Genomic DNA, 24,156 nt, shown 5'->3' with positions numbered 1-24,156 from the left:
AAAACCGCCCCCTTCGCCACCGCAGCCGTAAGGGCGTTTCACGTGAAACGGTCACTTCCCGATACAGAATGTCGAGAAAACCTCGCCGAGGATGTCCTCCACCCCTATCGCGCCCGTTACCCGCGCCAGCGCATCCGCGGCACGACGCAGGTCGTCCCCCGCCATCTCCGGCGCGCGATCGAGGGCAGTCCGCCCCTGCTCCACGGCCGACAGGGCCTCGGCCAGGCGCCGGCGATGCCGCTCTCGCGTCACCGCGGGGAAGTCCGCCCCGGACAGGTCGCGTGCCAGTCGCGCCGCGATCCAGTCATGCAGGACGCCGAGACCCTCCCCTGTCTCCGTCGATACCGCCAGAGCCGCCCGATCCGTCGGCGGGGCGGTTGGCTCCAGATCGGCCTTGGTCAGCACGAGCAGATCATCGGGCCGCACGAAGCCGGCCGCAGCGCCATCCGGGTCGCCTGGCGCCCGCACCCACAGCCTCAGCTCCGCCTGCTCCGCCCGTTCGCGGGCGCGGCGCACGCCCTCGGCCTCGACCGGGTCGTTGGAGTCGCGCAGGCCCGCCGTGTCGGACAGGGTCACCGCATAGCCGCCGATCACCAGATCCGCGTCCAGAACATCCCGGGTTGTTCCGGCGATTGGCGTGACGATGGCGGCCTCGCGCGCGACGAGGGCGTTGAAGAGCGACGACTTGCCGGCGTTGGTCTCCCCGATCAGGACGATCCGATAGCCCTCGCGCACACGCTCGCCCCGCCGGGCATCGGCGAGCGCGGCCTTCAGATCGTCGGCGAGCCGATCCAGAACCGGGCCAGCCGTTCGCGCCAGATTGTCCGGCACCTCTTCGTCCGGGAAATCGATTTCGGCCTCGACCAGCGCGAGGGCGTGCAGGAGGTCGCGGCGAAAGCCGGCGTAGGTTTCGCTGAGCGCGCCATCGAGCTGTCCGAGCGCTTGCGACGCCTGGGCCGAGGTCTCGGCGTCGATCAGGTCGGCGACCGCCTCGGCCTGGGCCAGATCCATCCGGCCGTTCTCGAACGCGCGGCGGGTGAACTCGCCGGGATCGGCGGGGCGCAGGCCTAATGCGAGGAGCGCCTCACCCACCGCCTCCACCACCGCGCGACCGCCGTGAAGGTGGAGCTCGGCGCAGTCTTCGCCTGTATAGGAAGCCGGGCCGGGGAAGCGGAGAACCAGAGCCTGATCAAGGATCCGGCCGTCGTGGGCCAGGGTCCTCAGGCTCGCCATCCGTGGAGTCAGTCCCGCGGCGCCGAGCGCCGAGAGCACCTTATCCGTCGCCGGGCCCGAGAGACGCAGAATGGCGATGGCCCCCCTGCCCGGGGGCGTGGCGAGGGCGAAGACGGTGTCGGTCAAGGATCAGGACTTGCCCGCGCCGCCGACCGCCGTCTCCATCAGGCGGCGGAACTGGTCCTGCGCCTGAATGCCAAAGCTGGTCCAGGTCTTCATCAGTTCCTCGGGCTGCATCGCCGAGATGTTCGCCTCCATCCGCCGCTGCATCTCGGCAACCATATGTTCGTTCAGCGGCGTGACGTCGGGCAGGCCCATGAAGGCCCGGGCCTCGGCGGGTGTGCAATCGACCTCGACATTGATTTTCATGGGATCGCTCCAATCTCTGAACCTGTTCATAGGCCCAACAGGCCCGAAAAAGGAACCCGCCCATGTCCTCCACAATGCGCGCCGTGCGGATCGACCGGGCCGGCGGGCCCGAGGTTCTCGAACTTGTGGAGCTGGAAACGCCGACACCCGGCTCGGGGCAGGTTCTGGTGCGGCATGCGGCAATCGGGCTGAACTTCATCGACGTCTACCAGCGGACCGGCCTGTATCCGCTCAGCTATCCGACCGGACTGGGCCTGGAAGGCGCAGGTATCGTGGAAGCTGTCGGCGACGGCGTGAGCCGCTTCCGGATCGGCGACCGCATCGCCTACGCAAACGGCCCGCCCGGAGCCTATGCCGAAGCGCACGTCGTCGCGGAGGACCGGGCGGTGCATGTTCCGCCGGAGATTCCGCTCGAATCGGCTGCGGCGGTCATGCTGAAAGGTATGACTGCGGAATACCTTGTTCGGCGAACGTTTCACGTGAAACGAGGTGACACAATCCTGCTCCACGCGGCAGCGGGCGGCGTCGGGCAAATCCTATCCCAGTGGGCCAAATCGATCGGCGCGACTGTGATCGGAACGGTCGGATCGGAGGCCAAGGCGGAACTAGCCCGGAGTCTCGGCTGCGATCACGTCATTCTCTACGACCGCGAAGACGTGGCCGAGCGCGTCAAGACCATCACCGGCGGTGAGGGCGTGGCGGTCGCCTATGACTCGGTCGGCAAGTCGACATTTGAATCCTCCCTCGCGAGTCTCGCACGACGGGGAACGCTCGTCCTTTTCGGCAATGCATCCGGACCGGTTCCGCCGTTCGATCCCCTGCGCCTGTCCCGCGGCGGCTCCCTCTACGTCACCCGCCCGACCCTGTTCGACTATGTCTCGACCGTCGAAGAACTGGACGAAAGCGCTGCGGCCCTGTTCGAGGTCATCCGGTCCGGTGCGGTGAAGATCGAGATCGGCCAGACCGTCCCGCTGTCGAAAATCCGTGACGCGCATGAGACGCTGGAAGCAAGGAAGACAACGGGATCGACGATCCTCATTCCCTGACAGCAAAAAGGCCCCGGATCGCTCCGGGGCCTTCGCATATTCTACTCCGCGGCTGCGGGTCAGGTGTTCATCGACTGGAAGAAGTCGCCGTTGTTCTTGGACTGGCGCAGCTTGTCGAGCAGGAACTCGATCGCGTCCTGCGGGCCCATCGGATTGAGGATGCGGCGCAGGACGTAGGTCTTGGCCAGCTGGTCCTTCGGCGTGATGAGGTCTTCCTTGCGGGTGCCGGACTTGAGCACGTCGATGGCCGGGAAGATGCGTTTGTCGGCGACCTTGCGGTCCAGCACGATTTCCGAGTTGCCGGTGCCCTTGAACTCTTCGAAGATCACCTCGTCCATCCGCGAGCCGGTGTCGATCAGGGCGGTGGCGATGATGGTCAGCGAACCCCCCTGCTCCACGTTCCGCGCGGCGCCGAAGAAGCGTTTCGGCCGCTGCAGGGCGTTGGCGTCGACGCCGCCGGTCAGGACCTTGCCCGACGACGGGACGGTGGCGTTGTAGGCGCGGCCCAGACGGGTGACGGAGTCGAGAAGGATGACGACGTCCTTCTTGTGCTCGACCAGACGCTTGGCCTTTTCGATCACCATCTCGGCGACGGCGACGTGCCGGGTGGCCGGCTCGTCGAAGGTGGAGGCGACGACCTCGCCCTTCACCGTGCGCTGCATGTCGGTGACTTCTTCCGGGCGTTCGTCAATCAGCAGGACGATCAGGGTCACCTCGGGGTGGTTGGCCTCGATCGACTTGGCGATGTTCTGCAGCATCACCGTCTTGCCGACGCGTGGCGGGGCGACGATCAGGCAGCGCTGGCCCTTGCCCAGCGGGGCGACGATGTCGATGACCCGGCCGGAACGGTCCTTCAGGGTCGGATCCTGGATTTCCATGTGCAGCCGCTCTTCGGGATAGAGCGGCGTCAGGTTGTCGAACAGGACCTTGGTGCGGACCGCTTCCGGGTCCTCGAAGTTGATGGTGTCGCACTTCAGCAGGGCGAAGTAGCGCTCGCCCTCACGCGGACCGCGCACGGCCCCGTGGACGGTGTCGCCCGAGCGCAGGCCGAAGCGGCGGATCTGGGACGGCGACACATAGATATCGTCCGGACCCGGAAGGTAATTCGCGTCCGGGCTGCGCAGGAAGCCGAAGCCGTCCGGCAGGATTTCCAGCACGCCGTCGGCGATGATCTCGACCTCTTCGTCGGCCAGCCCTTTCAGGATGGCGAACATCAGATCCTGCTTGCGCAGGTTGGAGGCGTTCTCGATCTCCAGACCTTCGGCGAAGGCGACCAGATCGGCCGGCGTCTTCTCGTTCAGCTCGGCCAGGGTGATGCGGCCGTTGGGGACGATGGGTTCGCCGTCGTCGTCCTCGTCGGTTTCCTGATCGACCATGGGCAGGTCCGCGGCCGAGACCTCGTTGGTCACGGTCTCGTCGCCGAGGGTCTCGGCTTCGGGGGCGGTCGGATCGGTGTCGCGGACGTCGGTCATGGGAGGCTCTTCACGCAGGCGCGGGCGGGCGCTCGCGAAGACGAGACCCGGCAGGCTGACAATGTCTCTGGCCTTGCGGCCGTCAGGGGAAGCGGCGGGCTCCGACGGGCTCCCCGGAGGGACTCTGGCCGATCGGCGACGCTGAAAGAGAGGGACCGCCCGGCGAGAGCCAGGGACAGTTCGGGAGGAGGAAGACCACGGCGGACGGGGTCAGGTCAAGCGGGGCTTACCCGAACGTCCATTCCGTCGTCACCGAGATCACCATGACGATGGCGATCAGGAAGGGGATCTCGTTAGTCATGCGCCAGAAGCGGCTGGACTTTTTGGACGTGCCGGCCTCGATGCGGCGAAACTCGGCGGACAAGAAGCCGTGCCAGCCGCTGAGCGCGACCACGCCCAGTAATTTGGCGACCATCCACGGCTCCGCAAGGAAGGCCGCTCCGCGCATCTGCACATCGAGATGGATCAGCCACAGGCCGAAGACCCATGCCAGCCCCATGGCCGGATTGAGTATGATCTTGAGCAGCCGCCGCTGCCACGTCCGCAGCAGGGTCCGCATCTCGGTGCGCAGCGGCTCCGGCTTGCCGGCCTGCTCGGCGTCGTAGGCGTAGAGACGCGGCAGGAACAGCAGGCCCGCCATCCAGGCGATCACCGCCAGAATGTGCAGGCCGCGGGCGAGGTCGTACCAGTTCATGACGCTGTTCTAGGCCGCCCGACGCGTCTTTGCACAGCCTGAGGGGCATGCACCGAAATTGGCGCATGGCCGACCGGCGGAGGCGCCCTGTGGCGCCGTGCCAGGCGTTTCGAGCGCCGAGGCCACCGCGTCAGCCAAGGCGGAGACGAAGGCGGGTTCAACGCCGACGGCGGGCGCGCGCAGATAGGGCGAACAGCCGATCTGTTTCGCCAGCTCGCCATACTCGTGGTCCAGCTCGACAAGGGTCTCGACGTGTTCGGAGACGAAGGCGATCGGCACGACCACCGCGCCGACCTTGTCATCGGCCGCTTGCTGGATGGCTTCCGGCGTCGACGGGCCCAGCCATTTGAGGGGTCCGACCCGGCTCTGATAGCAGATCATCCAGTCGGTCAGGCCCATGCGCGCGACCACCGCCGCCACCGTCGCCTCGACCTGCGCCTGATAGGGATCGCCTTTCGCGACCAGCTTCTCGGGGATGCCGTGGGCCGAGAACAGCACCCGCACAGGCTCATCGCCAGCCTTGTCGATCGTCTGACGGATCAGCCGCGCCTGCGCCTCGACCAGTCCGTCGGCGTCCGGATAGCAGCAGACCACATGGGTCTCGCCCGAGCCCTTGTAGGCCTCACGCCACGCTTTCAGAGAGGACGCCGTCGTGGTGGTGGAGAACTGCGGGTACAGCGGCAGCAGGACAATGTGGTCGGGCTGAAAGGCCTCCACTTCTCGCGCCGTCTGCTCGGTGAACGGATGCCAGTAGCGCATGGCGATAAAGACGCGGGTCTGGTCGCCGGGGGCGGTCTCCGACAAGCGCGCGGACAGGGCGTCTGCCTGTTTGAGGGTCTCGGGCAGCAGGGGCGAACCGCCGCCCATGAGGTTGTAGTTCGCCTGGGCCGATGTTTCCCGCCGCGACGAGATCAGCTTCGCCAGCGGCGTCCTCACGATCCCCGGCAGGCCGATGATGGCCGGGTCGTTGAAGAGATTGAACAGGAAGGGCTTGACCGCATCCGGCCCGTCCGGCCCGCCCAGATTGGTCAGGACGACGGCGACACGGCGGTTGGGCATCGGAGCCGTCATTGGGCGCCGATCCGCTTCAGCACCTGTTCGACGTGCGCGATCGGCACCTCTGGCGTGATGCCATGGCCGAGATTGAAGATCCACGGCCCCTGCCCCCAGGCCTCCATCAGCTGATCAACCCGGCGGTCCAGCGCCTCGCCGCCGGTCAGCAGCAGCAGGGGATCCAGCGCGCCCTGTATCGGCTTGATCGCCTGCACCCGCTTGCCGACCTCGAGCGGGCAGGCGGTGTCCAGCGCCACCGCCTGCAGGTCGCATTCGGCGGCATAGCGCTCGGCCAGCGCCGCCGATCCGCGCGGAAAACCGATCAGGGGCACGGTGACGCCCAGCTCTCGCGTGCGGGCGACCAGCGCCTGGTGGGGCTTCAGCACCAGCCGTTCGAACAGGTCGTCCGGCAGGCCCTCGGCCCAGCTTTCGAAGATCTTGAGCACCTGGGCGCCGGCGTCGGCCTGCATCTTCAGATACCGCGCCGTCGCCTCGACCAGCACGTCCAGAAGGGCGTCGACCTTCTCCGGCTCGCGATAGGCGTAGGCCCGGGCCTGGGCCCGCTCGCCCTTTCCGATGGTTCGGTGCTCGCCGTCCAGCATATAGGTCGCCACCGTCCACGGAGCCCCCGCAAAGCCGATCAGGGCCCGCTCGGGCTCCAGCTCCGCCCGCACGCGAGACAGGGTCTCGCCGACCTGATGCAGATGTTCGCCCGCGCCAGCCGCCAGCTCCTCCATCCGACCGATCACAGGCAGGGCGCCGAGCCTTGGGCCTTCGCCGGTTTCGAACCAGACGTCCTGACCAAGGGCCCGGGGGATCAGCAGGATGTCGGCGAACACGATGGCGGCGTCGAAACCGAAACGCCGCATCGGCTGCAGCGTCGCTTCGGCGGCCATGCCCGGGTTCAGACAGAAGGCGATGAAGTCCGGCGCTTCCGCCCGCAGAGCCCTGTACTCGGGCAGATAACGCCCGGCCTGACGCATGAACCACACCGGTGGACGCGCTGTCGTCTCCCCCGCCAGAACCTTGAGCAGGAGGGGCGTTTCGCCGGTTTGGTCTGTCGGGCTGGTCATCGTCGTCGGCTTACCGGTCGACCGGACCGGTCTCAAGCCCGGACCGGTGTCGCACCCCTATCCCTTCTCAAGAAAGAATCGAAAGAGATGGAGGTAGAAGGCAGGGCCGGGGACGACGGGGATGAACCGCGTTCATTGTCCGTATCCGGCCGGGTTTTCCCGCTGGCGGTGGGGACGGATCCCGGTTCAGCCGAGGGCTGGGGATGCCGGTGGAAAGGTTCTAACGAGTCCTTAATCGACAAGGGCTTGGCAGGGTTCAAGGCGTAGATGGGGCCGGGGACTTTTAAGGATTTGTTAAGGATGTCCACATCCGCACGATGGAGACGCCGCGGCAGGTGGACGACTCGTCGCGGACCGGCGCCCGTCGTCCCCCGTCATCCCCGCTCGCAGCCGCTGACCGGCTTGGCTATAGGTATCGGCGCCCCGGTCGGGCCGAACGGCGCCCCGTCCGATCCACAGGAGTCCGCACGTCATGGACAGCCGATCGTGAGTCTTTCCTCAGGGACGACCCGTCAATGAGCGCCGCCCGACCCGCCGGCGCCTCGCGCCTCGCCACCTATTTCCACGTCCATCTGGTCTCGGACTCGACGGGTGAGACGCTGAACGCACTGGCCAAGGCGGTCGTGGCCCGGTTCGAGGGCGTGATCCCGATCGAGCACATCTACGCCCTCGTCCGCTCCGAGAAGCAGATGGAGCGGGTGCTGGAAGAGATCGAGAGCCTGCCGGGAGTCGTGCTCCACACCCTGGTCGACCGCGACCTCCGCGATCAGCTGGAAGAGGGCTGCCGCAAGCTGGACGTGCCCCAGATCGCGGCGCTGGACCCGCTGGTGGGGGCCCTGTCCCGCTATCTGGGCGCGGCGCTGACGACCCGGGTGGGGGTGCAGCACGTGCTGGACACCGACTATTTCAATCGCATCGCCGCACTGGACTTCGCCATGGCGCACGACGACGGACAGGGCACGACCGAGCAACTGGAGACCGCCGACGTGGTGCTGTGCGGGGTCAGCCGGACGTCCAAGACGCCCACCTGCATCTATCTGGCCCACCGGGGCATCCGCGCCGCCAATGTGCCGCTGGTGCCGGGTCAGGAAGACGGAGAGCGACTGACGGCCCTCAAGACCCCTTTGGTCATCGGCCTGACGGTGTCGCCGGACCGGCTGGTGCAGATTCGTCGCAACCGGCTTGACGGCCTGCAGGCCAACAGGGCCTTCGCCTATACCGACCATGACGCTGTGCGCGACGAGACGGTCAAGGCGCGCCGGGCGTTCGAGCGCCGCGGCTGGCCTGTGATCGACGTGACCCGCCGATCGGTGGAGGAGACGGCGGCCGCCATCATCAACCTGCTGAACGAGCGCCGTTCACACCGCTTGGGCGCGCCGGCGTGAGCGGTGAGCGATTGATCCTCGCATCAAGGAGCGGCGCCCGCCGCGCCATGCTTGAAGGCGCCGGCGTGCCGTTCACGGTCCAGGTCGCCGATGTGGACGAGGATGCGCTGAAGATCGGCCACGATCCGGCCGACGCGGCCGGGCTGGCGGTCGAGTTGGCCCGGGCGAAGGCCTTGGCGGTGTCGCGTCATGATGGAGACGCCTGGGTGCTTGGCGCGGACCAGACGCTGGCCTTCGACGGCGGTCTGGTGTCCAAGGCCCGCTCGCTTGAGGACGCGCGCACGCGCCTCTCGGCGATGCGCGGACGCACTCACTCCCTGCACTCCGGCGCGGCGCTGGCCCGGAACGGCCAGATCGTCTGGTCGGGCGTCGACACGGCGGCGATGAATGTTCGAAACTTCTCCGACGCCTTCCTCGACGCCTATCTGACAGCCGAGGGCGAAGGATTGCTGTCCTGTGTCGGCTCCTACCGGCTGGAGGGCATGGGCGCCCAGCTGTTCGAGACCATCGACGGCGACTATTTCACGGTCCTCGGACTGCCGCTGTGGCCGGTGCTGGCCGAGCTGCGGCGCGCGGGGGTGCTGACGCCATGATCACCGGAGCCGCCGCCGTCGCGGGTATCGCGGGCGATCCGATCGCCCACTCCCTCAGTCCGGTCATGCACAACGCCTGGCTGGCCGCCGCCGGGATGGATGGGGCCTATGTGCCATTCCGCCCCCGCGATCCGGCGAGGTTCGAGGCGTTGGTCGCAGCCGGACGGGCCGGTCTGCTTCTCGGCCTGAACGTCACGGCGCCCTTCAAGGAACAGGCGTTCGGTCTCGCGGACTCCTCTACGGACCGCGCCCGCCGCGTGGGCTCCGCCAACATCCTCGTCTTCGAGGACGGCCGGGTTCACGCCGACAGCGCCGACGGCGAGGGCCTGCTGATCGCCCTGACCGATCAGGCGCCAAAGCTCACGTTGAGGGACAGTCTCGTCGTCGTGCTGGGTGCGGGCGGGGCGGCCCGTGCCGCGGTCGGCTCGCTGGTCGATGCCGGCGCGGAAGTTCGTTTGCTCAACCGCTCGCGCGACCGGGCAGAGGCGTTGTCGGCGGAACTCGGGGACCGGGTGTCTGTGGCCGAAGACGAAGCCGTCGTCCGCGACGCCGCCCTGATCATCAACGCGCTGAGCATCCAGCCAGCGATCGATCTTGATCATCTGTCGGCCGGCGCGGTGGTCATGGACATGACCTACCGGCCGGTCGAGACCGCCTTCCTGAAGGCGGCCCGCGCGCGAGGCCTGACGACGGTCGACGGCCTCGCCATGCTGGTCGGTCAGGCCGCACCCTCGTTCGAGGCCCTGTTCCGCCGACCCCCGCCGCCGCTGGACCTGCGGCCGCTGCTGCTGGCGCATCTGGAGGGCGTGGGCGGATGATCGTGCTGGGCCTCACCGGCTCCATCGGCATGGGCAAGTCGACGACGACGGCCATGTTCGCTGAAGAAGGGGCGCTGGTCTGGAACGCTGACGACGCCGTGCATCGTCTTTACGCAAGGGGCGGAGCTGCGGTGGCTCAGGTCGGCGAGGCCTTCCCCGGAGTGGTCGTTGACGGCGCCGTGGATCGCACCCGACTGGCTGATGCCCTCGGTCGCGACGAGGCTGCCTTCGGGACCCTGGAAGCCATCGTCCATCCGCTGGTGATACAGGGTCGCCTCGCCGATCTGGCCGAGGCCGAAACCCGCGGAACTCGTCTCGCCGTGCTGGACATTCCGCTGCTGTTCGAGACGGGCGGTGACGCCGCCGTCGATGCGGTGGTGGTGGTTACGGCCCCCGCCGAGGTGCAGGCCGCCCGCGTCCTCGCCCGGCCCGGCATGACCCTCAAGCGGTTCGAGGCCATCCTCGCCCGCCAGACACCCGACGCCGAGAAGCGCCGCCGCGCCGACTTCGTCATCGACACCGGCGAAGGCCTGGACGCCGCCCGGGCCCGCGTGCGCGAAATCGTGGGGATGGTTCTGTCAGCAGGCTGGACCAGCCGCCGCCGGACTCTTTCGAAATCGGTCGAACAGCCCCATTAAGGGAACATGGCGCGCGAAATCGTTCTCGATACCGAAACCACCGGCTTCGACCCGAAAACGGGCGACCGGCTGATCGAGGTCGGCTGTATCGAGATCGAGGATCTGCTGCCCACCGGCCGGACCTTCCACCGGTTCGTCAATCCGGAGCGGCTGATCCCGCCCGACGCCATCCGCGTGCACGGCATCACTGACGACAAGGTCAAGGACGCGCCGAAGTTCGCCGAGATCGTCCACGACCTGATGGAATTCATCGGCGATGCGCCGGTGATCGCCCACAACGCCCGCTTCGACCGCAACTTCATCGATCATGAGTGCGGCCGCTGCGCCCATCCGCTGATCGAGGAAACGCGCTGGATCGACACGCTGGAACTGGCCCAGCGCAAGTTCCCGGGCATGGCCAACTCGCTCGACGCCCTGTGCAAGCGCTTCAAGGTCTCGCTGGTCGAACGCACCCTGCACGGCGCCCTGATCGACGCCCGTCTGCTGGCCGAGGTCTATCTGGAGCTCAAGGGCGGCAAGGAGCGCCGGCTGGATCTGGCGTCCGCGACGGTCTCGATTTCCACGGCGGCAGGCATTGCCGCGGGCGGCCACGGTCCGCGACCCCGTCCGTTGCAGCCGCGTCTGACCGACGCCGAACGCGAGGCGCACGTCGCCTTCCTGAAGGCGACGCTGAAGGACCGGTCGTTGTGGGAAGGCTACGGCCTCGAGGCCGCCTGACGGATCAGGCCTGACCGGTTTCCGCCGGTCCGCGCGCGATCTGCTGCTGGCGCTGCACATAGATCGAGGCGAAGTCGATCGGGTCCAGCATGAAGGGCGGATAGAAGCCGCCGTCCGAGGTCGCGCGGGCGATGATCTCGCGCGCGAACGGGAACAGGTAGCGCGGGCATTCGATCAGCAGCATGGGCTCGATGTCCTGCTCGGCGACTCCGGACAGGGCGAACAGGCCGCCGTACAGCAGCTCGACGTTGAAGACCGCGCCGATGTCGCCGGTCGCGCGCACCGACAGGCGCAGCTCGACCTCGAACAGGCCGTCCTTGCGGCCTTGGGCGTTCATCTCGACGCCCAGATCGATCTGGGGCTTGCCTTCGATACGCAGGCTGTCCGGCGCCTTGGGGTTCTCGAACGAGAAATCGCGAACGTACTGGGCCAGGATCCGGAAGCCCGGACCTTGCGGCGCGCCTTCCAGCGGGGCGTTGGCGTCGGCGGGCGGGGCGGCGTCGGTCATCGGAGGTCTGTCTGAAAGAAGGAGGGCCATTCGCGGCCGGAAGAAGGCGCCGCGACTATCATGGACGGCCCCCTGCGGCAACGACGCGCCGGTTTCCGGGTTGTCAGGGGCAGCGCTTCGCCTTGCGCACCCCCATATCCGGCCCTAATCGTCATTCCTCGCGTGCCGCGCCCTGCCGGCGCCCATCAGAGACCGCCAGTGATCCCCACCCAGGTTCAGATCGTCATCTTCGCCGTGATCGCGGCTCTCGTGCTGTTCCAGCTCTACAATGTGCTGGGCAAGAAAGTCGGCCGTCAGCCCGAGGAGGACGCCCGCGCCAAGCCGCCCGTTCCGGCCGGTCCCGCCGTGGCGCCTGACGGCCAACCCCAGCCGCGTGCGGGTCAGGTGCTGGACGCCGTGACCCTCGCCTCCATCGCCGGCCTGAAGGCCCGCGATCCCAACTTCGACCCCGTCCGCTTCCTCGAGGGCGCGCGTCAGGCGCACGAGACGATCGTGCGGGCCTACGCCGGCGGCGACCGCGATACGCTCCGGCCCCTGCTGAAGCCGGTGGTGATGGAGTCCTTCGAGGCCGGCATCGCCGCCCGCGAGGCCCGCGGAGAGACCGAGATCGCGGAGTTCGTGCATCCGGCCCGCGCCGATCTGGAACTGGCCACGGCCGAGGAGAACCGCGCCGTCGCCAAGGTCCGGTTCCTCGCCGAGCTGCGCAACCGGGTGAAATCCGCTGACCCGGCCGCCGAGGAGGCGGTCGAGGAAAGGCGCGTGGCCGAGATATGGACCTTTGAGCGCACCCTTGGCGCGGCGGACCCCAACTGGGTGCTGGCCCGGACCGAAGCCGCCAGCGCATGAGGCTGGCGCGGGCCTGGGCCGGGGTCCTCGCCTGCGCGGCCCTGCTCGCGGGTTGCGTCTCCGGGACTCCGCCGGTCGCACCCTTGCCGCGGCCGCCCGCGCCCGCGCCGCTTCCAACGGGACCGGGCCCGACGCCGGCGTCGCCCGCGCCTGACAGTCCCACGCTTCTACCGGGCTGGGATCATGAGGATTTCCTCGCGGCCTTCGACGCGTGGTCGGCCGCCTGCAGCATCGCCCGCGAAGAGGCCGCCCGTCGCCAGTGCGATCGCGCGATGGACATCCGCCGCACATCCCGTCCGGTCACGCCATCCATGGCGCGCGCCTTCTTCGAGAGCGGCTTCAGCGTCGTGGAGCAGCGCAACGACGACGGCCGGCCGGGTCTGCTGACCTCCTATTTCGCACCCGAGTATCCGGCCCGCCGCTCGCCCTCGGGCGATTTCGACACGCCGGTGCGCGCCGCGCCGTCGGGCTGGAAGCGCGGCGACACGTTGCCGACGCGAGCCGACATCGAGGCCTCGCCTGCCCGTGACGCCCTTGCATGGATGCGGGCCGAAGACCTGTTCTTTATGCAGATCCAGGGCTCGGGCTATCTGACCTTCGAGGACGGGTCGAAGGCTCGCGCCTCGTATGCGGCCGACAACGGGCGCACCTTCACAGGCATCGCCCGGCGGATGGCGGAGCAGGGCCTGCTCCCACGGAACGGAACCTCCGGAGAGGCGATTCGCGCATGGCTGGCGTCACATCGCGGCCGGGAAGCGCAGGCGGTGATGGCGCTGAACCCCCGCTACATCTTCTTCCGCATGGCTCCGGACGATGGCGGCGATCCCGCCGGCGCCGCCGGGGCGCCTTTGCCTGCGCGGCGCGCCATCGCGGTGGACCCGGCGCACTGGCGCTATGGCGATCTGGTGTGGATCAGCGCGGACGGCGGCGATCTGGCCGGTGCGCGGGGCAGCTATCATGGGCTGGTCGCCGCGCTGGATACGGGCTCTGCTATACGCGGGCCGGTGCGGGCCGATCTCTACATGGGCCGCGGCCATGCGGCAGGCGAGGAGGCCGGCGCGGTGCGTCATCCGCTCAGGATGTGGCGGCTTATTCCGAAGTAGACGGCGTCACCGTCCTGTGGAGCCGAAGCCGCCCACGCCGCGTGCGGTTTCGTCAAGCGCTGCGACCTCGACCATGGCCGCCTGTTCGTGTCGGGCGATGACCATCTGAGCGATGCGCTCGCCCCGCTGGATGACGAAGGGCTCCTGTCCGAGGTTGGCGAGGATGACGCCCACCTCGCCACGGTAATCGCTGTCGATCGTACCCGGCGAGTTCAGGCAGGTGATCCCGTGCTTCAGCGCCAGACCGGAGCGGGGGCGCACCTGCGCTTCATAGCCGTGCTCCAGAGCGATCTTCAGTCCTGTGGGCACCAGCGCCCGCGCGCCCGGCTGCAGGGTCATCGGCTGGCCGTCCGGCACCGCCGCGCGCAGGTCCATGCCGGCCGAGCCCGAGGTCTCATAGGCGGGCAGGGGCAGGCCGTCGGCATGTGGAAGGCGTTCGACGCGGACGGTGGTCATGCGAGGTCTCTCAGCCCTTGAAGTGATCGGCGATGCGGACGGCCAGCTTTCGGGCCACCTCGGTCTTGGACTGGCGCGGCCAGACATCGGCGGCGCCGTCCTTGGTGAACAGGGTCACGGCGTTGCCGTCGGCCCCGAACACGTCGTCGGAGACATCATTGCCGACGATCCAGTCGCAGCCCTTGCGGGACAGCTTGGCGCGGGCGTTGGTCTCCAGATCCGTGGTCTCGGCGGCGAAGCCGACAACGAGGGCGGGCCGCTTCGTCCCCTTGGCCGACACGCCGGCGAGGATGTCCGGGTTTTCGATCAGGGCCAATGACGGCGGCCCGCCGGGGGCCTTCTTGATCTTGCCGGAAGCCACGCCGTCCACGCGCCAATCAGCCACGGCCGCGCTCATCACGGCGATGTCGGCGGGCAGGGCCTGATCGACCGCCGCCTGCATCTCGCGCGCCGTCTCCACCCAAACCCGTGTCACGCCGACTGGCGCGGACAGAGCGACCGGTCCGGAGACCAGCGTCACCTCGGCGCCCAGTCCGGCGAGCGCTTCGGCGATGGCATAGCCCTGCTTGCCGCTGGACCGGTTGGTCAGGCCGCGCACCGGATCGATGGGCTCGAAGGTTGGACCGGCGGTCACCACGGCCTTGCGCCCCGCCAGCGGCCGGCCATCGGGTCCGGCCAGCAATCCGGAGATCGCCTCGAGGATCGCCGCCGGCTCCGCCATACGGCCGGGGCCGAACTCGCCGCAGGCCATCTCACCCTCATCGGGCCCGACCACGGCGACGCCATGGAAGCCGTCGAAGGCCTTCAGCCGTTCGACATTGGCCTGAACCGCCGGGTGCAGCCACATGCGCACATTCATGGCCGGGGCCAGCAGCACCTTCTTGTCGGTGGCCAGCAGGGTCGTGGACGCGAGATCGTCGGCCAGCCCGTTCGCCGCCTTGGCGATCAGGCCCGCCGTCGCCGGCGCAACCACGACCAGATCGGCCCAGCGGGACAGTTCGATATGGCCCATGGCCGTCTCGTCGTCCGGCATGAAGAGGCCCTGCCGCACGGGATGGCCGGTCAGGGCCGCCAGCGACATCGGGGTGACGAACTCCGCCCCGGCCGACGTCAGCACGCTCATGACCTCGGCGCCCGACTTTCCGAGCAGCCGCACCAGCTCCAGCGCCTTGTAGGCGGCGATGCCGCCGCCGACGATCAGCAACACCTTGCGTCCGGACAGCTGGGTCATGGGCCTGATGTAGCGATGCGGTCCCGGCTCGTCGAGCACGAGTCTTCGAATGGAACATTGCGCGAACATATAACCTATGATTATGTCCGCGCCGGTGGGTTCAATGATGGAGGGTTTGATGCTCAGGACCACGATGGCGGGCGGGCTTGTGCTTGCGGCGATGACGCTGGGCGCGTGTGGAGAAAACGCGTCGGCCGTGGAGACGCGGGACCGATCGGTCGAGGCGTCTGAACCGGCGCGGGCCGCGGGCGTGAATGTCGGAGAAGCTGACCCGGGCGCGCCCGGCAAGGCGAAGCCGGTCGTGACGGCCAACCGGCGCGAGACCGTGGACGCCAAGGTCGCTCGCCTGTTCGAGCGCAACGGGGCAGCGTTCGGGGCGCGGACGGCCGAGGATTATCTGGCGCGACTGGAGGCCTTCACCGGTAGTCCGCCGGCAGACGCCGAGACGGTTAAACGTCCCAATGGCGACACCCTGATCTATCAGGCCTCGACCAACACCTTCGCCGTGGTGGCGCGGGACGGGACCGCCCGGACGATGTTCAAGCCGGACGGGGGCGCGGACTATTGGGCGGAGCAGAAGGCGGCCGCGCCGACATTCGGCCAGCGACGACAGCGAGCAGAGGGCTGACCGGGGTCAGTCGGCCTGGCTGGCTTTCAGGTTGCGGATCAGGTCCAGCACCAGCTTCTGCTGGTCCGTGCTGAGCTGCGGGGCCAACCGGCCGATCTCGATGGTGTAGCGGGTGGCGGGATGCTCGTGATCGAAGGCCGCGCCGTCTTCCGCGACACCGGCCTCGGCGTTCAGGCCGTCGAAGAAGTAGCCGATGTCGACCTTGAAGAAGCGGGCGATGTCGAACAGCTTGGACGCCGAGATGCGGTTGGCGCCCTTCTCGTACTTCTGGATCTGCTGGAAGGTCAGGCCCAGGGCCCGGCCGAGGTCGCTCTGGTTATAGCCGAGCGCCAGACGTTTCTCGCAAACCCGACGGCCGACGTGCCGGTCCACCGGATGCGGTCCGTCCTGCCCCCTCACCTTGACCATGGTGATCTCCTCGCCCTCACGGGCGTTTGCATGCGCCGGACGAATCCGTCTGTCACCAAAAAATCGCAAAACACAGGCAAGTCCGCGTCACGGTTGCGCAAGCTTGACCATATGCGCAGCCGTTACGGGAAACGCTGTTCCCTCACACGTTCGGTCGGGCGCGGCGGCGACGCAGCGCAGCCAGAAGGCCGGCGACAACCGCCGCCGCAAACGGGATATCGCTCCACCGGCCATAAGGCGTCGCCGGCGCCGGCCGGGGCAGGAAGGCGTCGATCACGCCCTCTTCTCCCATCCCCAACGACTGTCCCGGCACGACCCGGCCCCACGGATCGATCACGGCCGACACCCCGGTCGGCGTCGAACGGATGATCGGCAGGCCCGTCTCGATGGCGCGATAGCTGGCGAGATTCAGGTGCTGGACAGGGCCGGAGGTCCGCCCGAACCAGGCGTCGTTGGAGATGTTGATGATCCACCCGGGCCGCCCCGAGCCGGCCGGGGTGAAGCCGGGATACAGGCCCTCGTAGCAGATCAGCGGTTGCGCTCGTCCTGCGCCCCGTATGGAGATCGGCGCGGGCCGCGGACCCGGAGTAAAGTCCAGCGGCATATGGGTCAGGGCCCGGAAACCCAGCGGCGTCAGCACCGCGCTGCCCGGCAGATATTCGCCGAACGGCACCAGCCGATGCTTGTCATAGACGCTGGTCAGACGCAGGCCGTTCCCGCCCTCATCGGTCAGCACCATGAGGCTGTTGTAGTAGCGGGCGCCCTCGGCTACCGACGGATCCGGTTCGCCCCGGCCAAGGCCGAGGATAAGACTCTGGCCGGGCTGGACCGCCCCGGCGAGCGCGACGGCGTCGGACGATCCGAACACGTCATTGGCCGTCGCGGGCAGGGCGCCCTCCGGCCAGACGATCAGGTCAGGTCGGCGTCCGGCGGATTGGACCGTCAGCCGCAGATAACGATCCAGAATGCTCTGATAGACCTCCGGCGACCATTTGGTCGTCTGGTCGATGTCGGCCTGTACGATCCGGACCAGCACCTCGGTTGGAACCACTCGCGCCTGCGACAGACGCGACAGGCCGCCGCCGACAAGTCCGATCAGAACCAGCACGCCGAGGGCGGCCGTGATGGCCCGGGGGCGTCGGGCTTCGCCTGTCGCGAGCGGGGCAAAGGCCGACACCGCGGCTACGGTCACGAAACTCAGGCCGTACACCCCGACCACGGCCGCAAACTGAGAGGCGGCCGAGCCAGCTTTCCAGCTGGCCCCGGCCGGATTCCATGGAAAGCCGGTGAGGACGTGCCCACGCAGCCACTCCAGCGCGCAGAACAGGGCTGCGAACACCAGCACCCGCCGCATGCCGACAGGAGCCAGCCGGCGATACAGCGCCGTCGCCACACCCCAGAACAGCGCCAGACCGATCGGCAACAGCGAGGCCGCGAAGGGCGCCATCCAGGCCTGCGCCGGGTCGACCAGAAAGGCTTCCGCCACCCACCAGCAGCTGACGAAGAAATAGGCGAAGCCCGCCAGCCATCCCATCCAGAAGCCGCCACGCGTCGTCCGCGACCGCTCGCTCAGGATCAGAAGCAGGGGGTAGCCAAGGAGGCCCGGCAGAAAGCCGAAGGGCGGATGAGCCAATGCCGCGCCCGCGCCCGCCAGTAACGCCAGTCCGATGCGCACCCAACGGCCATCCAGACTCGGGCGGCGGCGAAGAGGGGCGGCGTCAGGCGTCGTCGGGGAAGCGCTCATCGTCGCTGTATGGATCGGCGACGCCCAGCCCGGCAAGGATATCCCGTTCTTCGGCCTCCATCTCCTCGGCCTCTGCGTCGTCCTCGTGGTCGCGGCCGAGCAGGTGGAGGACGCCGTGGACCGTCAGATGCCTGACGTGATCTGCGAGGCTCTTGCCCTGCGCCCGCGCCTCTTCGACACAGACGCCGTGGGCGAGGATCAGGTCGCCCAGATGCGGCGCCGCGCTTTCGGCCGCCGGGAACGACAGCACGTTCGTGGGCCGGTCGCGGTCCCGGAAGCGGGCGTTCATCTCGCGCACCGCCTCGTTATCGGTCAGCAGGACGACGACATCGCCCTCCACCTTGCCCAGCGCCGCAGAGGCCGCGCGTTCCACCACCGCCGCGACCTCCGGCAGGTCGGCGGTCCAGGCCGCATCCTCAACCTCGACCTCGATCACCGGTCAGGGTCTTCGAGGTCGGCGGCCGGCCGCTGGCTGGCGGCGTCGGCGTCGTAGGCGCGCACGATCCGCTCGACCATGGCGTGGCGGACCACGTCCGAGGCCTCGAACTTCAGCACCCCCGTGCCCTTCACCCCGTCGAGGATGCGCAGGGCGTGAGACAGGCCGGAGTCCCGGCGGTTCAGCAGATCGATCTGGCTGGGATCGCCGGTGACCACCATGCGCGCACCTTCACCGAGACGGGTCAGCACCATCTTCATCTGCAGGCGCGTCAGGTTCTGGGCTTCGTCCACGATGATGAAGGCGTGGGCCAGGGTGCGGCCGCGCATGAAGGCGATCGGCGCCGCCTCGATCTCGCCCTTGTCACGACGACGGCGGACGTCGTCCGGACCGAGAATGTCGTTAAGGGCCTCCCAGATCGGCGCCAGATAGGGGTCGACCTTTTCGTTCAGGTCGCCGGGCAGGAAACCCAGCTTCTCGCCCGCTTCGACCGCCGGCCGGGTGATGACCAGCCGGTCAACCTGTCCCCGGCGCAGCAGGGACGCCCCATAGGCGGCGGCGAGGAAGGTCTTGCCGGTGCCAGCGGGGCCGACGCCGAAGGTCAGCTCGCACTGGGACAGAAGCTCCAGATAGCGGGCCTGCGCCGCCGTCTTGGGCGCGATGGCGCCGCGCCGGCCGACCGGCAGGGCCGAGGCGTTCGACACCGTTGCCCCCTGCCCCGCTCTCGGCGCGGCCACGGCGGCGCCCAGTGCGGCGCGCACATCGGCCTCGGTGATCTCGGCCCCGGTCTCCGCGCGGTCGGCGAGGATCTGGATGACCCGCTTGGCCTGCGCCCGGTCCCTGGCCGAACCGTTGATGCTGACGCCCCCGCCGGGCGTCTCGACCAGCACCTTGAAGGCGTCCTCGATCAGGGCGACGTGGCGGCTATGCGGGCCGATGACGGCGTGAAGCGCTTCGTCGCCCAGCGACAGGAACTCGGACTCACGCGGCATTCGAAACCTTTGTCTGGAGCCGGCCCGCGAGAGAGTTCTGCTGGCCGCGTTCGATCTCGACCGGAACGATCTGGCCGATCAGATGATCCGCGTCATCGACGTGAACCGACTGCAGGAAGGGTGATCGGCCGATGGCCTGGGCGCCGTGGCGGCCCTTGCGTTCGAACAGCACGGGCAGGACGCGGCCGGCCTGCGACCGGTTGAAGGCGATCTGTTGTTCGGTCAGCAGCGCCTGCAGCGCATGCAAGCGCTCGCGCGCGATCACATCCGGTACCTGTGCTCCCATCGTTGCGGCTGGCGTGCCGGGGCGAGGCGAATACATGAAGGAGAAGGCCGAGGCGTAGTTGACGCGCCGGACCAGATCCATGGTGTCTTCGAAGTCCCGGTCGGTCTCGCCGGGGAAGCCGACGATGAAGTCTCCCGACAGCGCCATGTCCGGCCGGGCGTCGCGGATGCGGTCGATCAGGTCGAAATACTTCTGGCGGCCGTGCTTGCGGTTCATCAGCCGCAGGATGCGGTCCGAGCCCGACTGAACCGGCAGATGCAGATAGGGCATCAGCTGCGGCAGGTCGCGGTGGGCGGCGATCAGCTCGTCGGTGAAGTCGTTCGGGTGACTGGTGGTGTAGCGGATGCGGTCGATGCCGGGGATGTCCGCCAGCGCCTCGGCCAGTTTCGCGAGGCTGGCGGGTTGCCCGTCAGGTCCCTCGCCGTCGTAGGCGTTGACGTTCTGGCCCAACAGGGTGACTTCGCGCACGCCCTTGTCGGCCAGCTGGCGCGCCTCCTCCAGAACGGCGGCGACCGGCCGGGACCATTCGGCGCCCCGGGTGTAGGGCACCACACAGAAGGTGCAGAACTTGTCGCAGCCCTCCTGCACCGTCAGAAAGGCGGTGACGCCGTCGACGCCACGCGCCTTCGGCAGGGCGTCGAACTTGTCGTCCGGCGCGAAGTCGGCGCCGATACGCTCGCCGCGTGCGCGGGCGGTGCGGGTCAGCAGTTCGGGCAGCTGGTGATAGGCCTGCGGGCCGACCACGAGGTCCACCGCCGGCTGGCGCTTCATGATCTCCTCGCCCTCGGCCTGGGCGACGCAGCCGGCGACGGCGATGGTCATGCCGCCCTCGCGCGCCTCCTTCATCTGGCGCAGCTTGCCGAGCTCGGAATAGACCTTCTCGGCCGCCTTCTCGCGGATGTGGCAGGTGTTCAGGATGACGAAGTCGGCGTCCTCTGGCGTATCCGTCGAGGCATAGCCAAGCGGGCGCAGGACGTCGGCCATGCGCTCGGAGTCATAGACGTTCATCTGGCAGCCGTAGGTCTTGATGAACAGGCGTTTGGTCGCCTGCCCGGCCTTCGGCGGGACAAGGGTCTCGGTCATGCGGGCGGTTTTAGTGGGCAAACGCGCTTTGCGCTACCGGAGCGCGCAGTCGGCTCAGGTGTCGAGCGTTTCCGGATCGACGCGCGCGGCGTGGCGCTTGTAGACCAGACCCTCGCGGTCGCCGGGCTCGGCGCCGGGAATGGCCTTGCCGTAGAGCTCAAGCTTGTGGCCGACCAGGTCGAAGCCGAGGCGTTTGGCGATCTCGGTCTTCAGGCGTTCGATCTCGGCGTCGAAGAATTCTATGACCTCGCCGGTCTTGGTGTCGATCAGGTGGTCGTGGTGATCGTCGCCGGCCTCTTCATAGCGGCTACGGCCATCGCCGAAGTCGTGCTTCTCGACCACGCCGGCTTCCTCGAACAGGCGGACGGTCCGGTAGACGGTGGCGATCGAAATGTGCGGATCGATGGCCGAGGCGCGGCGATACAGCTCCTCGACGTCGGGGTGATCCTCGGCGCTGGAGAGCACGCGGGCGATCACCCGCCGTTGCTCGGTCATGCGCATGCCGCGCTCGGCGCAAAGTTTCTCGATCCGGTCCATCGGCGCGGAGAATAGGCAAGGCTTGGCGACTAGGGAAGCGGGTCCGGCAAGTTAAGCGCCAGCAACAGTGCGTCGCGGCGCGAACCGTCGGGACGGGCGTAGTAGCGGGGCCGTATTCCGGCTTGCTCAAACCCCGCTTTTGCATAGACCGCCCGCGCCGCGAGATTGTCGTCGGCGACCTCGAGAAACACGCGCCGCACGTCGCGGGTCGCCGCGTCGGCAAGGGCTTGCCTGAGCAGGATTCCAGCCAACCCGCGTCCGCGCGCTTCCGGCCGGACGGCGAGGGTGAGGATCTCCGCTTCATCCGCCGCGGCCCGGATCAGGATGAACCCGTCCGGTTCGACGACCGCCAGAACGCCCGGCGCCGTCAGCAGGTCGGCGAAGGCGGCGTCGTCCCACGGGCTGTCGTACGCCGAGGCGTGCAGGGCCGCGAGATGTTCGGCGTCTCCGCTCATCGCGCAGCGACGGGCCGCGGCTGCCCCGGCAGGCGGGTGGGCGGTGTGGCGTCGGGCGCCCTCAGGTACAGGGGGCGGGCGTTGGCGAGGGACGGATCGGCGACAGCTGTCAGGAGGGCGATGGCTTCCGGGTCGGGTCCGGCCTTGTCGACGACCGGGCGTCCCGTGGCGATCAGGGCTGCGCCAGAACCGACAAGAACCGCATCTTCGCCGAGCGCTTCGACGGCGTCGGCTGCGGCCTCAAGCGACAGCGCCTCCGCCTCGCCCAATGGGGCGCCATCGCGCCAGAAACGCGCGTAGACCTGTCCGCGGCGCGCGTCGATGAGGGCGGCTATAGTCCCGCTCGCGCCTCCAGCCGCCAGTGCGTCGAGGGTGGAGACACCGATCACCGGACGATCCAGCGCCGCGCCCAGTCCCTGCGAAAAGGCCAGCCCGACGCGGAGACCCGTGAACGAACCCGGCCCGACCGTGACGCCGATCCGGTCGATGCTGTCGAAACCGCCGGCCGCCTCCACCGCTTCGCGCGCCAGACCGCCAAGCCGCTCCTGATGGCCCTTGGTCATGGCTTCGGAGCGAAGGCCGAGCTTGCGCGACTGACCATCCGTCACCTCGAACACGCCAGCGGTGCACAGACCCAGCGCCGTATCGATGACCAGCACCTTCATGGCCGGACCTTCCGGCGTACGTTCAGTCGGCCTCCGCCAGCGCGCGAACGATCCGCGCGATCGATATCCGCAGCTGGCGATCCTCGATCAGCGGAAACGCGCCGGCCACGGACCGTCCCTCCGATGTCGCGATGATATGGCGCAGGCCGGTCCATTCGGGCTCTCCGTCCGACGAGGCGTTCGGCACCGGCGGAAAGAAGGCTTCGACCGATGTCCCCAGCACGGTGGCCACCCGATGCAGGCGGGAGGCCGAAATCCGGTTCTGGCCGGTCTCGTATTTCTGGACCTGTTGGAAGCTGATCCCGAGCTGCTGGGCCAGGGCGGTTTGCGAGAGGCCCAGTGCGGAACGGCGCAGGCCGATCCGCGCGCCGACGAAGGCGTCCACCTGATCCTTCGGCCCCGTACGCGCCATTACCGCCTCCGCCTTGAACTGAACGGAAGTGTTTCATGGCAACGGGCTGGATGCAACCATTCTGTTTCATTGGTCGTGCCGTGCGATGACCGCGCCGACCCCCACGATGTCTTCGCGCGGAGTCTCTTCCTCGGCCGTCAGGCCTCCGGCTCCGCCGCGAACAATGACGACAGCGTCGTCGGCCCGTTCGTAAATCCGGACTCGCACGGTCCCGTCGCGCATCTCCAGCACGCAGCCCTGATCCCGTCGGGGCCAGCGACCGGGCGCATACTCGAGCACCACGCCGGACGCGGCCCATGGCGCCAGGTCATCGTTGGACAGCTGAAGCTGGCACGTTGCGTCCGCCTTGCCGGAAAAGACCCTGCCGCGAGCCTCCAGCCCTGTCGCGGGCGGGGCGGACGCGTATTCGGAGGTTCCGTCAGCCAGCCACAGGGCCAGCGCCTCCGGCGTGCCGTCCAGAGCGGCTGTCAGTCGCCGTTGTGTGTCCGGGCGAAACAGACCGGGGCGCTTGCCCGCTTCGTACAGCCCCCAGCCCTGACTGGTCATGCCCGCACGCTGGCCGGCCTCGGCCTGACTGAGCCCGCGTTCGCGACGCAGGGCGGCAAGGGCTTCGCCGAGCCGCCGGACGTCACTGTCGCTTTCAAACCGGGCCATGGGCTGAATCTGATCGCTTCCCGGCCGTTTGGCGAGGACGAAATCGTTTCAGATCAGATGACCTGCTCGACGCGGGTCACTTCCGGCACATAGTGCCGCATCATCTGTTCCACCCCGGCCTTGAGCGTCGCGGACGACGACGGGCAGCCGGCACAGGCGCCGCGCATGCGCAGGGACAGGACGCCGCTTTCCTCGTCAAAGGAATCGAACAGGATGTCGCCTCCGTCCTGCGCCACGGCCGGGCGAATTCGGCTGTCCAGCAGCTGTTTGATCTCGGCCACGATCTCGTTGTCCTCGCCCTGCGGACCAGCAGCGTCGGCGACGCCCCCGTCGCGGAACAGGGGCGCACCGGAAACGAAGTGGTCCATGACGGTGGCGAGGATCGGCGCCTTCAGCTGGCTCCACTCCGGCCCCTGGGCTTCGCGGGTCACGGACAGGTAGTCGTAGCCGAAGAAGACGCCGGTCACGCCCTCGACGTCGAACAGAGCCTCGGCCAGCGGCGAGGCGGCCGCCTCCTCCCGATTGACGAAGTCGCGGGGATCGGAGGCCACGTCCCGTCCCGGCAGGAACTTGAGGACGTTCGGGTTCGGCGTGGGTTCGGTCTGGATGAACATGGCGCTC

General features: G+C 68.4%; 29 protein-coding genes. 9 read left to right on the top strand and 20 right to left on the bottom strand.

Annotated elements, in window-relative coordinates; all coding sequences use genetic code 11:
- Positions 1–51: 51 nt before the first annotated feature.
- Complete coding sequence (gene mnmE, locus ACIQC9_RS12760; protein WP_400616456.1) at positions 52–1,359, bottom strand: tRNA uridine-5-carboxymethylaminomethyl(34) synthesis GTPase MnmE; 1,308 nt, start codon at positions 1,357–1,359, stop codon at positions 52–54.
- Between the two features lie 3 nt (positions 1,360–1,362).
- A complete protein-coding gene (locus ACIQC9_RS12755) occupies positions 1,363–1,602 on the bottom strand; it encodes a DUF6489 family protein (RefSeq protein ID WP_400616453.1) in 240 nt (79 codons plus the stop codon).
- Between the two features lie 74 nt (positions 1,603–1,676).
- On the opposite strand from ACIQC9_RS12755, the gene ACIQC9_RS12750 reads away from it, so the two are divergent.
- The gene (locus tag ACIQC9_RS12750; RefSeq protein ID WP_400617352.1) at positions 1,677–2,648 is read left to right on the top strand and encodes a quinone oxidoreductase family protein; all 972 of its coding nucleotides are present in this window, start codon (positions 1,677–1,679) and stop codon (positions 2,646–2,648) included.
- A gap of 59 nt (positions 2,649–2,707) precedes the next feature.
- Here the strand turns inward: ACIQC9_RS12750 and rho are convergent, their stop codons facing one another.
- From rho to hemE, 4 genes are all read right to left on the bottom strand, one after another.
- Positions 2,708–4,120, bottom strand: coding sequence for a transcription termination factor Rho (rho, locus tag ACIQC9_RS12745; RefSeq protein ID WP_400616451.1), 1,413 nt, complete (start codon positions 4,118–4,120; stop codon positions 2,708–2,710).
- Positions 4,121–4,346: 226 nt separating this feature from the next.
- Positions 4,347–4,814, bottom strand: coding sequence for a CopD family protein (locus ACIQC9_RS12740; RefSeq protein ID WP_400616448.1), 468 nt, complete (start codon positions 4,812–4,814; stop codon positions 4,347–4,349).
- Positions 4,815–4,823: 9 nt separating this feature from the next.
- Positions 4,824–5,885 carry a ferrochelatase gene (hemH, locus tag ACIQC9_RS12735; RefSeq protein ID WP_400616445.1) on the bottom strand — a complete coding sequence of 354 codons (1,062 nt, stop codon included), beginning with the start codon at positions 5,883–5,885 and terminating at the stop codon, positions 4,824–4,826.
- Positions 5,882–6,940 carry a uroporphyrinogen decarboxylase gene (gene hemE / locus ACIQC9_RS12730; protein ID WP_400616443.1) on the bottom strand — a complete coding sequence of 353 codons (1,059 nt, stop codon included), beginning with the start codon at positions 6,938–6,940 and terminating at the stop codon, positions 5,882–5,884. The genes hemH and hemE overlap by 4 nt, the downstream gene beginning before the upstream one ends.
- Positions 6,941–7,455: 515 nt before the next feature.
- On the opposite strand from hemE, the gene ACIQC9_RS12725 reads away from it, so the two are divergent.
- Genes ACIQC9_RS12725 through dnaQ form a run of 5 tightly spaced genes read left to right on the top strand, consistent with a single transcriptional unit; the run spans position 7,456 to position 11,091 of the window.
- Complete coding sequence (locus tag ACIQC9_RS12725; protein ID WP_400616441.1) at positions 7,456–8,325, top strand: pyruvate, water dikinase regulatory protein; 870 nt, start codon at positions 7,456–7,458, stop codon at positions 8,323–8,325.
- 47 nt (positions 8,326–8,372) lie between these two features.
- Entirely contained in the window at positions 8,373–8,918 is a 546-nt protein-coding gene (locus ACIQC9_RS12720) for a Maf family protein (RefSeq protein WP_400616439.1), read from the top strand.
- Entirely contained in the window at positions 8,915–9,736 is an 822-nt protein-coding gene (locus ACIQC9_RS12715; RefSeq protein ID WP_400616436.1) for a shikimate dehydrogenase family protein, read from the top strand. The genes ACIQC9_RS12720 and ACIQC9_RS12715 overlap by 4 nt, the downstream gene beginning before the upstream one ends.
- Positions 9,733–10,374 (top strand): dephospho-CoA kinase, encoded by a 642-nt coding sequence (gene coaE / locus ACIQC9_RS12710; protein ID WP_400616433.1) that lies wholly within the window; start codon positions 9,733–9,735, stop codon positions 10,372–10,374. The genes ACIQC9_RS12715 and coaE overlap by 4 nt, the downstream gene beginning before the upstream one ends.
- A gap of 6 nt (positions 10,375–10,380) precedes the next feature.
- On the top strand, positions 10,381–11,091 hold the full coding sequence (dnaQ, locus tag ACIQC9_RS12705) for a DNA polymerase III subunit epsilon (RefSeq protein WP_400616430.1): 711 nt from the start codon (positions 10,381–10,383) through the stop codon (positions 11,089–11,091).
- A 4-nt stretch (positions 11,092–11,095) separates the two neighbouring features.
- Here dnaQ and secB read toward each other — a convergent pair whose 3' ends face one another.
- Positions 11,096–11,599: a protein-export chaperone SecB gene (gene secB, locus ACIQC9_RS12700; RefSeq protein ID WP_400616428.1), complete on the bottom strand. Its 504-nt coding sequence runs from the start codon at positions 11,597–11,599 to the stop codon at positions 11,096–11,098.
- A 201-nt stretch (positions 11,600–11,800) separates the two neighbouring features.
- On the opposite strand from secB, the gene timA reads away from it, so the two are divergent.
- Both timA and ACIQC9_RS12690 read left to right on the top strand, forming a co-directional pair.
- Positions 11,801–12,445, top strand: coding sequence for a TIM44-related membrane protein TimA (timA, locus tag ACIQC9_RS12695; protein WP_400617350.1), 645 nt, complete (start codon positions 11,801–11,803; stop codon positions 12,443–12,445).
- Positions 12,442–13,548, top strand: coding sequence for an MltA domain-containing protein (locus tag ACIQC9_RS12690; protein ID WP_400616426.1), 1,107 nt, complete (start codon positions 12,442–12,444; stop codon positions 13,546–13,548). The genes timA and ACIQC9_RS12690 overlap by 4 nt, the downstream gene beginning before the upstream one ends.
- 6 nt (positions 13,549–13,554) lie before the next feature.
- On the opposite strand, the gene dut is transcribed toward ACIQC9_RS12690, so the two are convergent.
- Positions 13,555–14,004: a dUTP diphosphatase gene (gene dut / locus ACIQC9_RS12685; protein ID WP_400616424.1), complete on the bottom strand. Its 450-nt coding sequence runs from the start codon at positions 14,002–14,004 to the stop codon at positions 13,555–13,557.
- A gap of 10 nt (positions 14,005–14,014) precedes the next feature.
- Positions 14,015–15,235 (bottom strand): bifunctional phosphopantothenoylcysteine decarboxylase/phosphopantothenate--cysteine ligase CoaBC, encoded by a 1,221-nt coding sequence (coaBC, locus tag ACIQC9_RS12680; protein ID WP_400616422.1) that lies wholly within the window; start codon positions 15,233–15,235, stop codon positions 14,015–14,017.
- Between the two features lie 118 nt (positions 15,236–15,353).
- Here coaBC and ACIQC9_RS12675 point away from each other — a divergent pair, with 118 nt between their 5' ends.
- The gene (locus ACIQC9_RS12675) at positions 15,354–15,863 is read left to right on the top strand and encodes an S-type pyocin family protein (RefSeq protein WP_400616420.1); all 510 of its coding nucleotides are present in this window, start codon (positions 15,354–15,356) and stop codon (positions 15,861–15,863) included.
- A gap of 6 nt (positions 15,864–15,869) precedes the next feature.
- On the opposite strand, the gene ACIQC9_RS12670 is transcribed toward ACIQC9_RS12675, so the two are convergent.
- From ACIQC9_RS12670 to ACIQC9_RS12620, 11 genes are all read right to left on the bottom strand, one after another.
- Positions 15,870–16,271, bottom strand: a complete 402-nt coding sequence (locus ACIQC9_RS12670) for a helix-turn-helix domain-containing protein (RefSeq protein WP_400616418.1) — start codon at positions 16,269–16,271, stop codon at positions 15,870–15,872.
- Between the two features lie 142 nt (positions 16,272–16,413).
- A complete protein-coding gene (lnt, locus tag ACIQC9_RS12665) occupies positions 16,414–18,015 on the bottom strand; it encodes an apolipoprotein N-acyltransferase (RefSeq protein WP_400616416.1) in 1,602 nt (533 codons plus the stop codon).
- The gene (gene ybeY / locus ACIQC9_RS12660; protein ID WP_400616414.1) at positions 17,990–18,451 is read right to left on the bottom strand and encodes an rRNA maturation RNase YbeY; all 462 of its coding nucleotides are present in this window, start codon (positions 18,449–18,451) and stop codon (positions 17,990–17,992) included. The genes lnt and ybeY overlap by 26 nt, the downstream gene beginning before the upstream one ends.
- Positions 18,448–19,443, bottom strand: coding sequence for a PhoH family protein (locus ACIQC9_RS12655; protein WP_400616412.1), 996 nt, complete (start codon positions 19,441–19,443; stop codon positions 18,448–18,450). Before ACIQC9_RS12655 ends, ybeY begins: the two co-directional genes overlap by 4 nt.
- Positions 19,433–20,812 carry a tRNA (N6-isopentenyl adenosine(37)-C2)-methylthiotransferase MiaB gene (gene miaB / locus ACIQC9_RS12650; protein WP_400616410.1) on the bottom strand — a complete coding sequence of 460 codons (1,380 nt, stop codon included), beginning with the start codon at positions 20,810–20,812 and terminating at the stop codon, positions 19,433–19,435. Before miaB ends, ACIQC9_RS12655 begins: the two co-directional genes overlap by 11 nt.
- Positions 20,813–20,866: 54 nt before the next feature.
- Positions 20,867–21,349: a Fur family transcriptional regulator gene (locus ACIQC9_RS12645; RefSeq protein WP_400616408.1), complete on the bottom strand. Its 483-nt coding sequence runs from the start codon at positions 21,347–21,349 to the stop codon at positions 20,867–20,869.
- 29 nt (positions 21,350–21,378) lie between these two features.
- Positions 21,379–21,804: a ribosomal protein S18-alanine N-acetyltransferase gene (gene rimI, locus ACIQC9_RS12640; RefSeq protein ID WP_400616406.1), complete on the bottom strand. Its 426-nt coding sequence runs from the start codon at positions 21,802–21,804 to the stop codon at positions 21,379–21,381.
- The gene (gene tsaB / locus ACIQC9_RS12635; protein ID WP_400616404.1) at positions 21,801–22,469 is read right to left on the bottom strand and encodes a tRNA (adenosine(37)-N6)-threonylcarbamoyltransferase complex dimerization subunit type 1 TsaB; all 669 of its coding nucleotides are present in this window, start codon (positions 22,467–22,469) and stop codon (positions 21,801–21,803) included. The genes rimI and tsaB overlap by 4 nt, the downstream gene beginning before the upstream one ends.
- 22 nt (positions 22,470–22,491) lie before the next feature.
- The gene (locus ACIQC9_RS12630; RefSeq protein WP_400616402.1) at positions 22,492–22,881 is read right to left on the bottom strand and encodes a helix-turn-helix domain-containing protein; all 390 of its coding nucleotides are present in this window, start codon (positions 22,879–22,881) and stop codon (positions 22,492–22,494) included.
- 66 nt (positions 22,882–22,947) lie between these two features.
- Positions 22,948–23,535 carry a helix-turn-helix domain-containing protein gene (locus tag ACIQC9_RS12625; protein WP_400616400.1) on the bottom strand — a complete coding sequence of 196 codons (588 nt, stop codon included), beginning with the start codon at positions 23,533–23,535 and terminating at the stop codon, positions 22,948–22,950.
- A 53-nt stretch (positions 23,536–23,588) separates the two neighbouring features.
- Entirely contained in the window at positions 23,589–24,149 is a 561-nt protein-coding gene (locus ACIQC9_RS12620; protein ID WP_400616398.1) for a NifU family protein, read from the bottom strand.
- Between the last annotated feature and the right edge of the window lie 7 nt (positions 24,150–24,156).

Origin of the sequence: Brevundimonas sp. NPDC092305, from assembly GCF_044755415.1 — a bacterium.
Taxonomy (GTDB): domain Bacteria; phylum Pseudomonadota; class Alphaproteobacteria; order Caulobacterales; family Caulobacteraceae; genus Brevundimonas.
Note: the sequence above shows the minus strand (reverse complement) of the source record. Positions and strands in the feature narration are given on the sequence as shown.

Bases quoted from the DNA above. Each gene is read 5' to 3' on its own strand.
- ACIQC9_RS12755 (WP_400616453.1), bottom strand. From the start codon at position 1,602: ATGAAAATCAATGTCGAGGTCGATTGCACACCCGCCGAGGCCCGGGCC.
- ACIQC9_RS12750 (WP_400617352.1), top strand. From the start codon at position 1,677: ATGCGCGCCGTGCGGATCGACCGGGCCGGCGGGCCCGAGGTTCTCGAA.
- rho (WP_400616451.1), bottom strand. From the start codon at position 4,120: ATGACCGACGTCCGCGACACCGATCCGACCGCCCCCGAAGCCGAGACC.
- ACIQC9_RS12740 (WP_400616448.1), bottom strand. From the start codon at position 4,814: ATGAACTGGTACGACCTCGCCCGCGGCCTGCACATTCTGGCGGTGATC.
- hemH (WP_400616445.1), bottom strand. From the start codon at position 5,885: ATGACGGCTCCGATGCCCAACCGCCGTGTCGCCGTCGTCCTGACCAAT.
- hemE (WP_400616443.1), bottom strand. From the start codon at position 6,940: ATGACCAGCCCGACAGACCAAACCGGCGAAACGCCCCTCCTGCTCAAG.
- ACIQC9_RS12725 (WP_400616441.1), top strand. From the start codon at position 7,456: ATGAGCGCCGCCCGACCCGCCGGCGCCTCGCGCCTCGCCACCTATTTC.
- ACIQC9_RS12720 (WP_400616439.1), top strand. From the start codon at position 8,373: ATGCTTGAAGGCGCCGGCGTGCCGTTCACGGTCCAGGTCGCCGATGTG.
- ACIQC9_RS12715 (WP_400616436.1), top strand. From the start codon at position 8,915: ATGATCACCGGAGCCGCCGCCGTCGCGGGTATCGCGGGCGATCCGATC.
- coaE (WP_400616433.1), top strand. From the start codon at position 9,733: ATGATCGTGCTGGGCCTCACCGGCTCCATCGGCATGGGCAAGTCGACG.
- dnaQ (WP_400616430.1), top strand. From the start codon at position 10,381: ATGGCGCGCGAAATCGTTCTCGATACCGAAACCACCGGCTTCGACCCG.
- secB (WP_400616428.1), bottom strand. From the start codon at position 11,599: ATGACCGACGCCGCCCCGCCCGCCGACGCCAACGCCCCGCTGGAAGGC.
- ACIQC9_RS12690 (WP_400616426.1), top strand. From the start codon at position 12,442: ATGAGGCTGGCGCGGGCCTGGGCCGGGGTCCTCGCCTGCGCGGCCCTG.
- dut (WP_400616424.1), bottom strand. From the start codon at position 14,004: ATGACCACCGTCCGCGTCGAACGCCTTCCACATGCCGACGGCCTGCCC.
- coaBC (WP_400616422.1), bottom strand. From the start codon at position 15,235: ATGACCCAGCTGTCCGGACGCAAGGTGTTGCTGATCGTCGGCGGCGGC.
- ACIQC9_RS12675 (WP_400616420.1), top strand. From the start codon at position 15,354: ATGCTCAGGACCACGATGGCGGGCGGGCTTGTGCTTGCGGCGATGACG.
- ACIQC9_RS12670 (WP_400616418.1), bottom strand. From the start codon at position 16,271: ATGGTCAAGGTGAGGGGGCAGGACGGACCGCATCCGGTGGACCGGCAC.
- lnt (WP_400616416.1), bottom strand. From the start codon at position 18,015: ATGAGCGCTTCCCCGACGACGCCTGACGCCGCCCCTCTTCGCCGCCGC.
- ACIQC9_RS12655 (WP_400616412.1), bottom strand. From the start codon at position 19,443: ATGCCGCGTGAGTCCGAGTTCCTGTCGCTGGGCGACGAAGCGCTTCAC.
- miaB (WP_400616410.1), bottom strand. From the start codon at position 20,812: ATGACCGAGACCCTTGTCCCGCCGAAGGCCGGGCAGGCGACCAAACGC.
- ACIQC9_RS12645 (WP_400616408.1), bottom strand. From the start codon at position 21,349: ATGGACCGGATCGAGAAACTTTGCGCCGAGCGCGGCATGCGCATGACC.
- rimI (WP_400616406.1), bottom strand. From the start codon at position 21,804: ATGAGCGGAGACGCCGAACATCTCGCGGCCCTGCACGCCTCGGCGTAC.
- tsaB (WP_400616404.1), bottom strand. From the start codon at position 22,469: ATGAAGGTGCTGGTCATCGATACGGCGCTGGGTCTGTGCACCGCTGGC.
- ACIQC9_RS12630 (WP_400616402.1), bottom strand. From the start codon at position 22,881: ATGGCGCGTACGGGGCCGAAGGATCAGGTGGACGCCTTCGTCGGCGCG.
- ACIQC9_RS12625 (WP_400616400.1), bottom strand. From the start codon at position 23,535: ATGGCCCGGTTTGAAAGCGACAGTGACGTCCGGCGGCTCGGCGAAGCC.
- ACIQC9_RS12620 (WP_400616398.1), bottom strand. From the start codon at position 24,149: ATGTTCATCCAGACCGAACCCACGCCGAACCCGAACGTCCTCAAGTTC.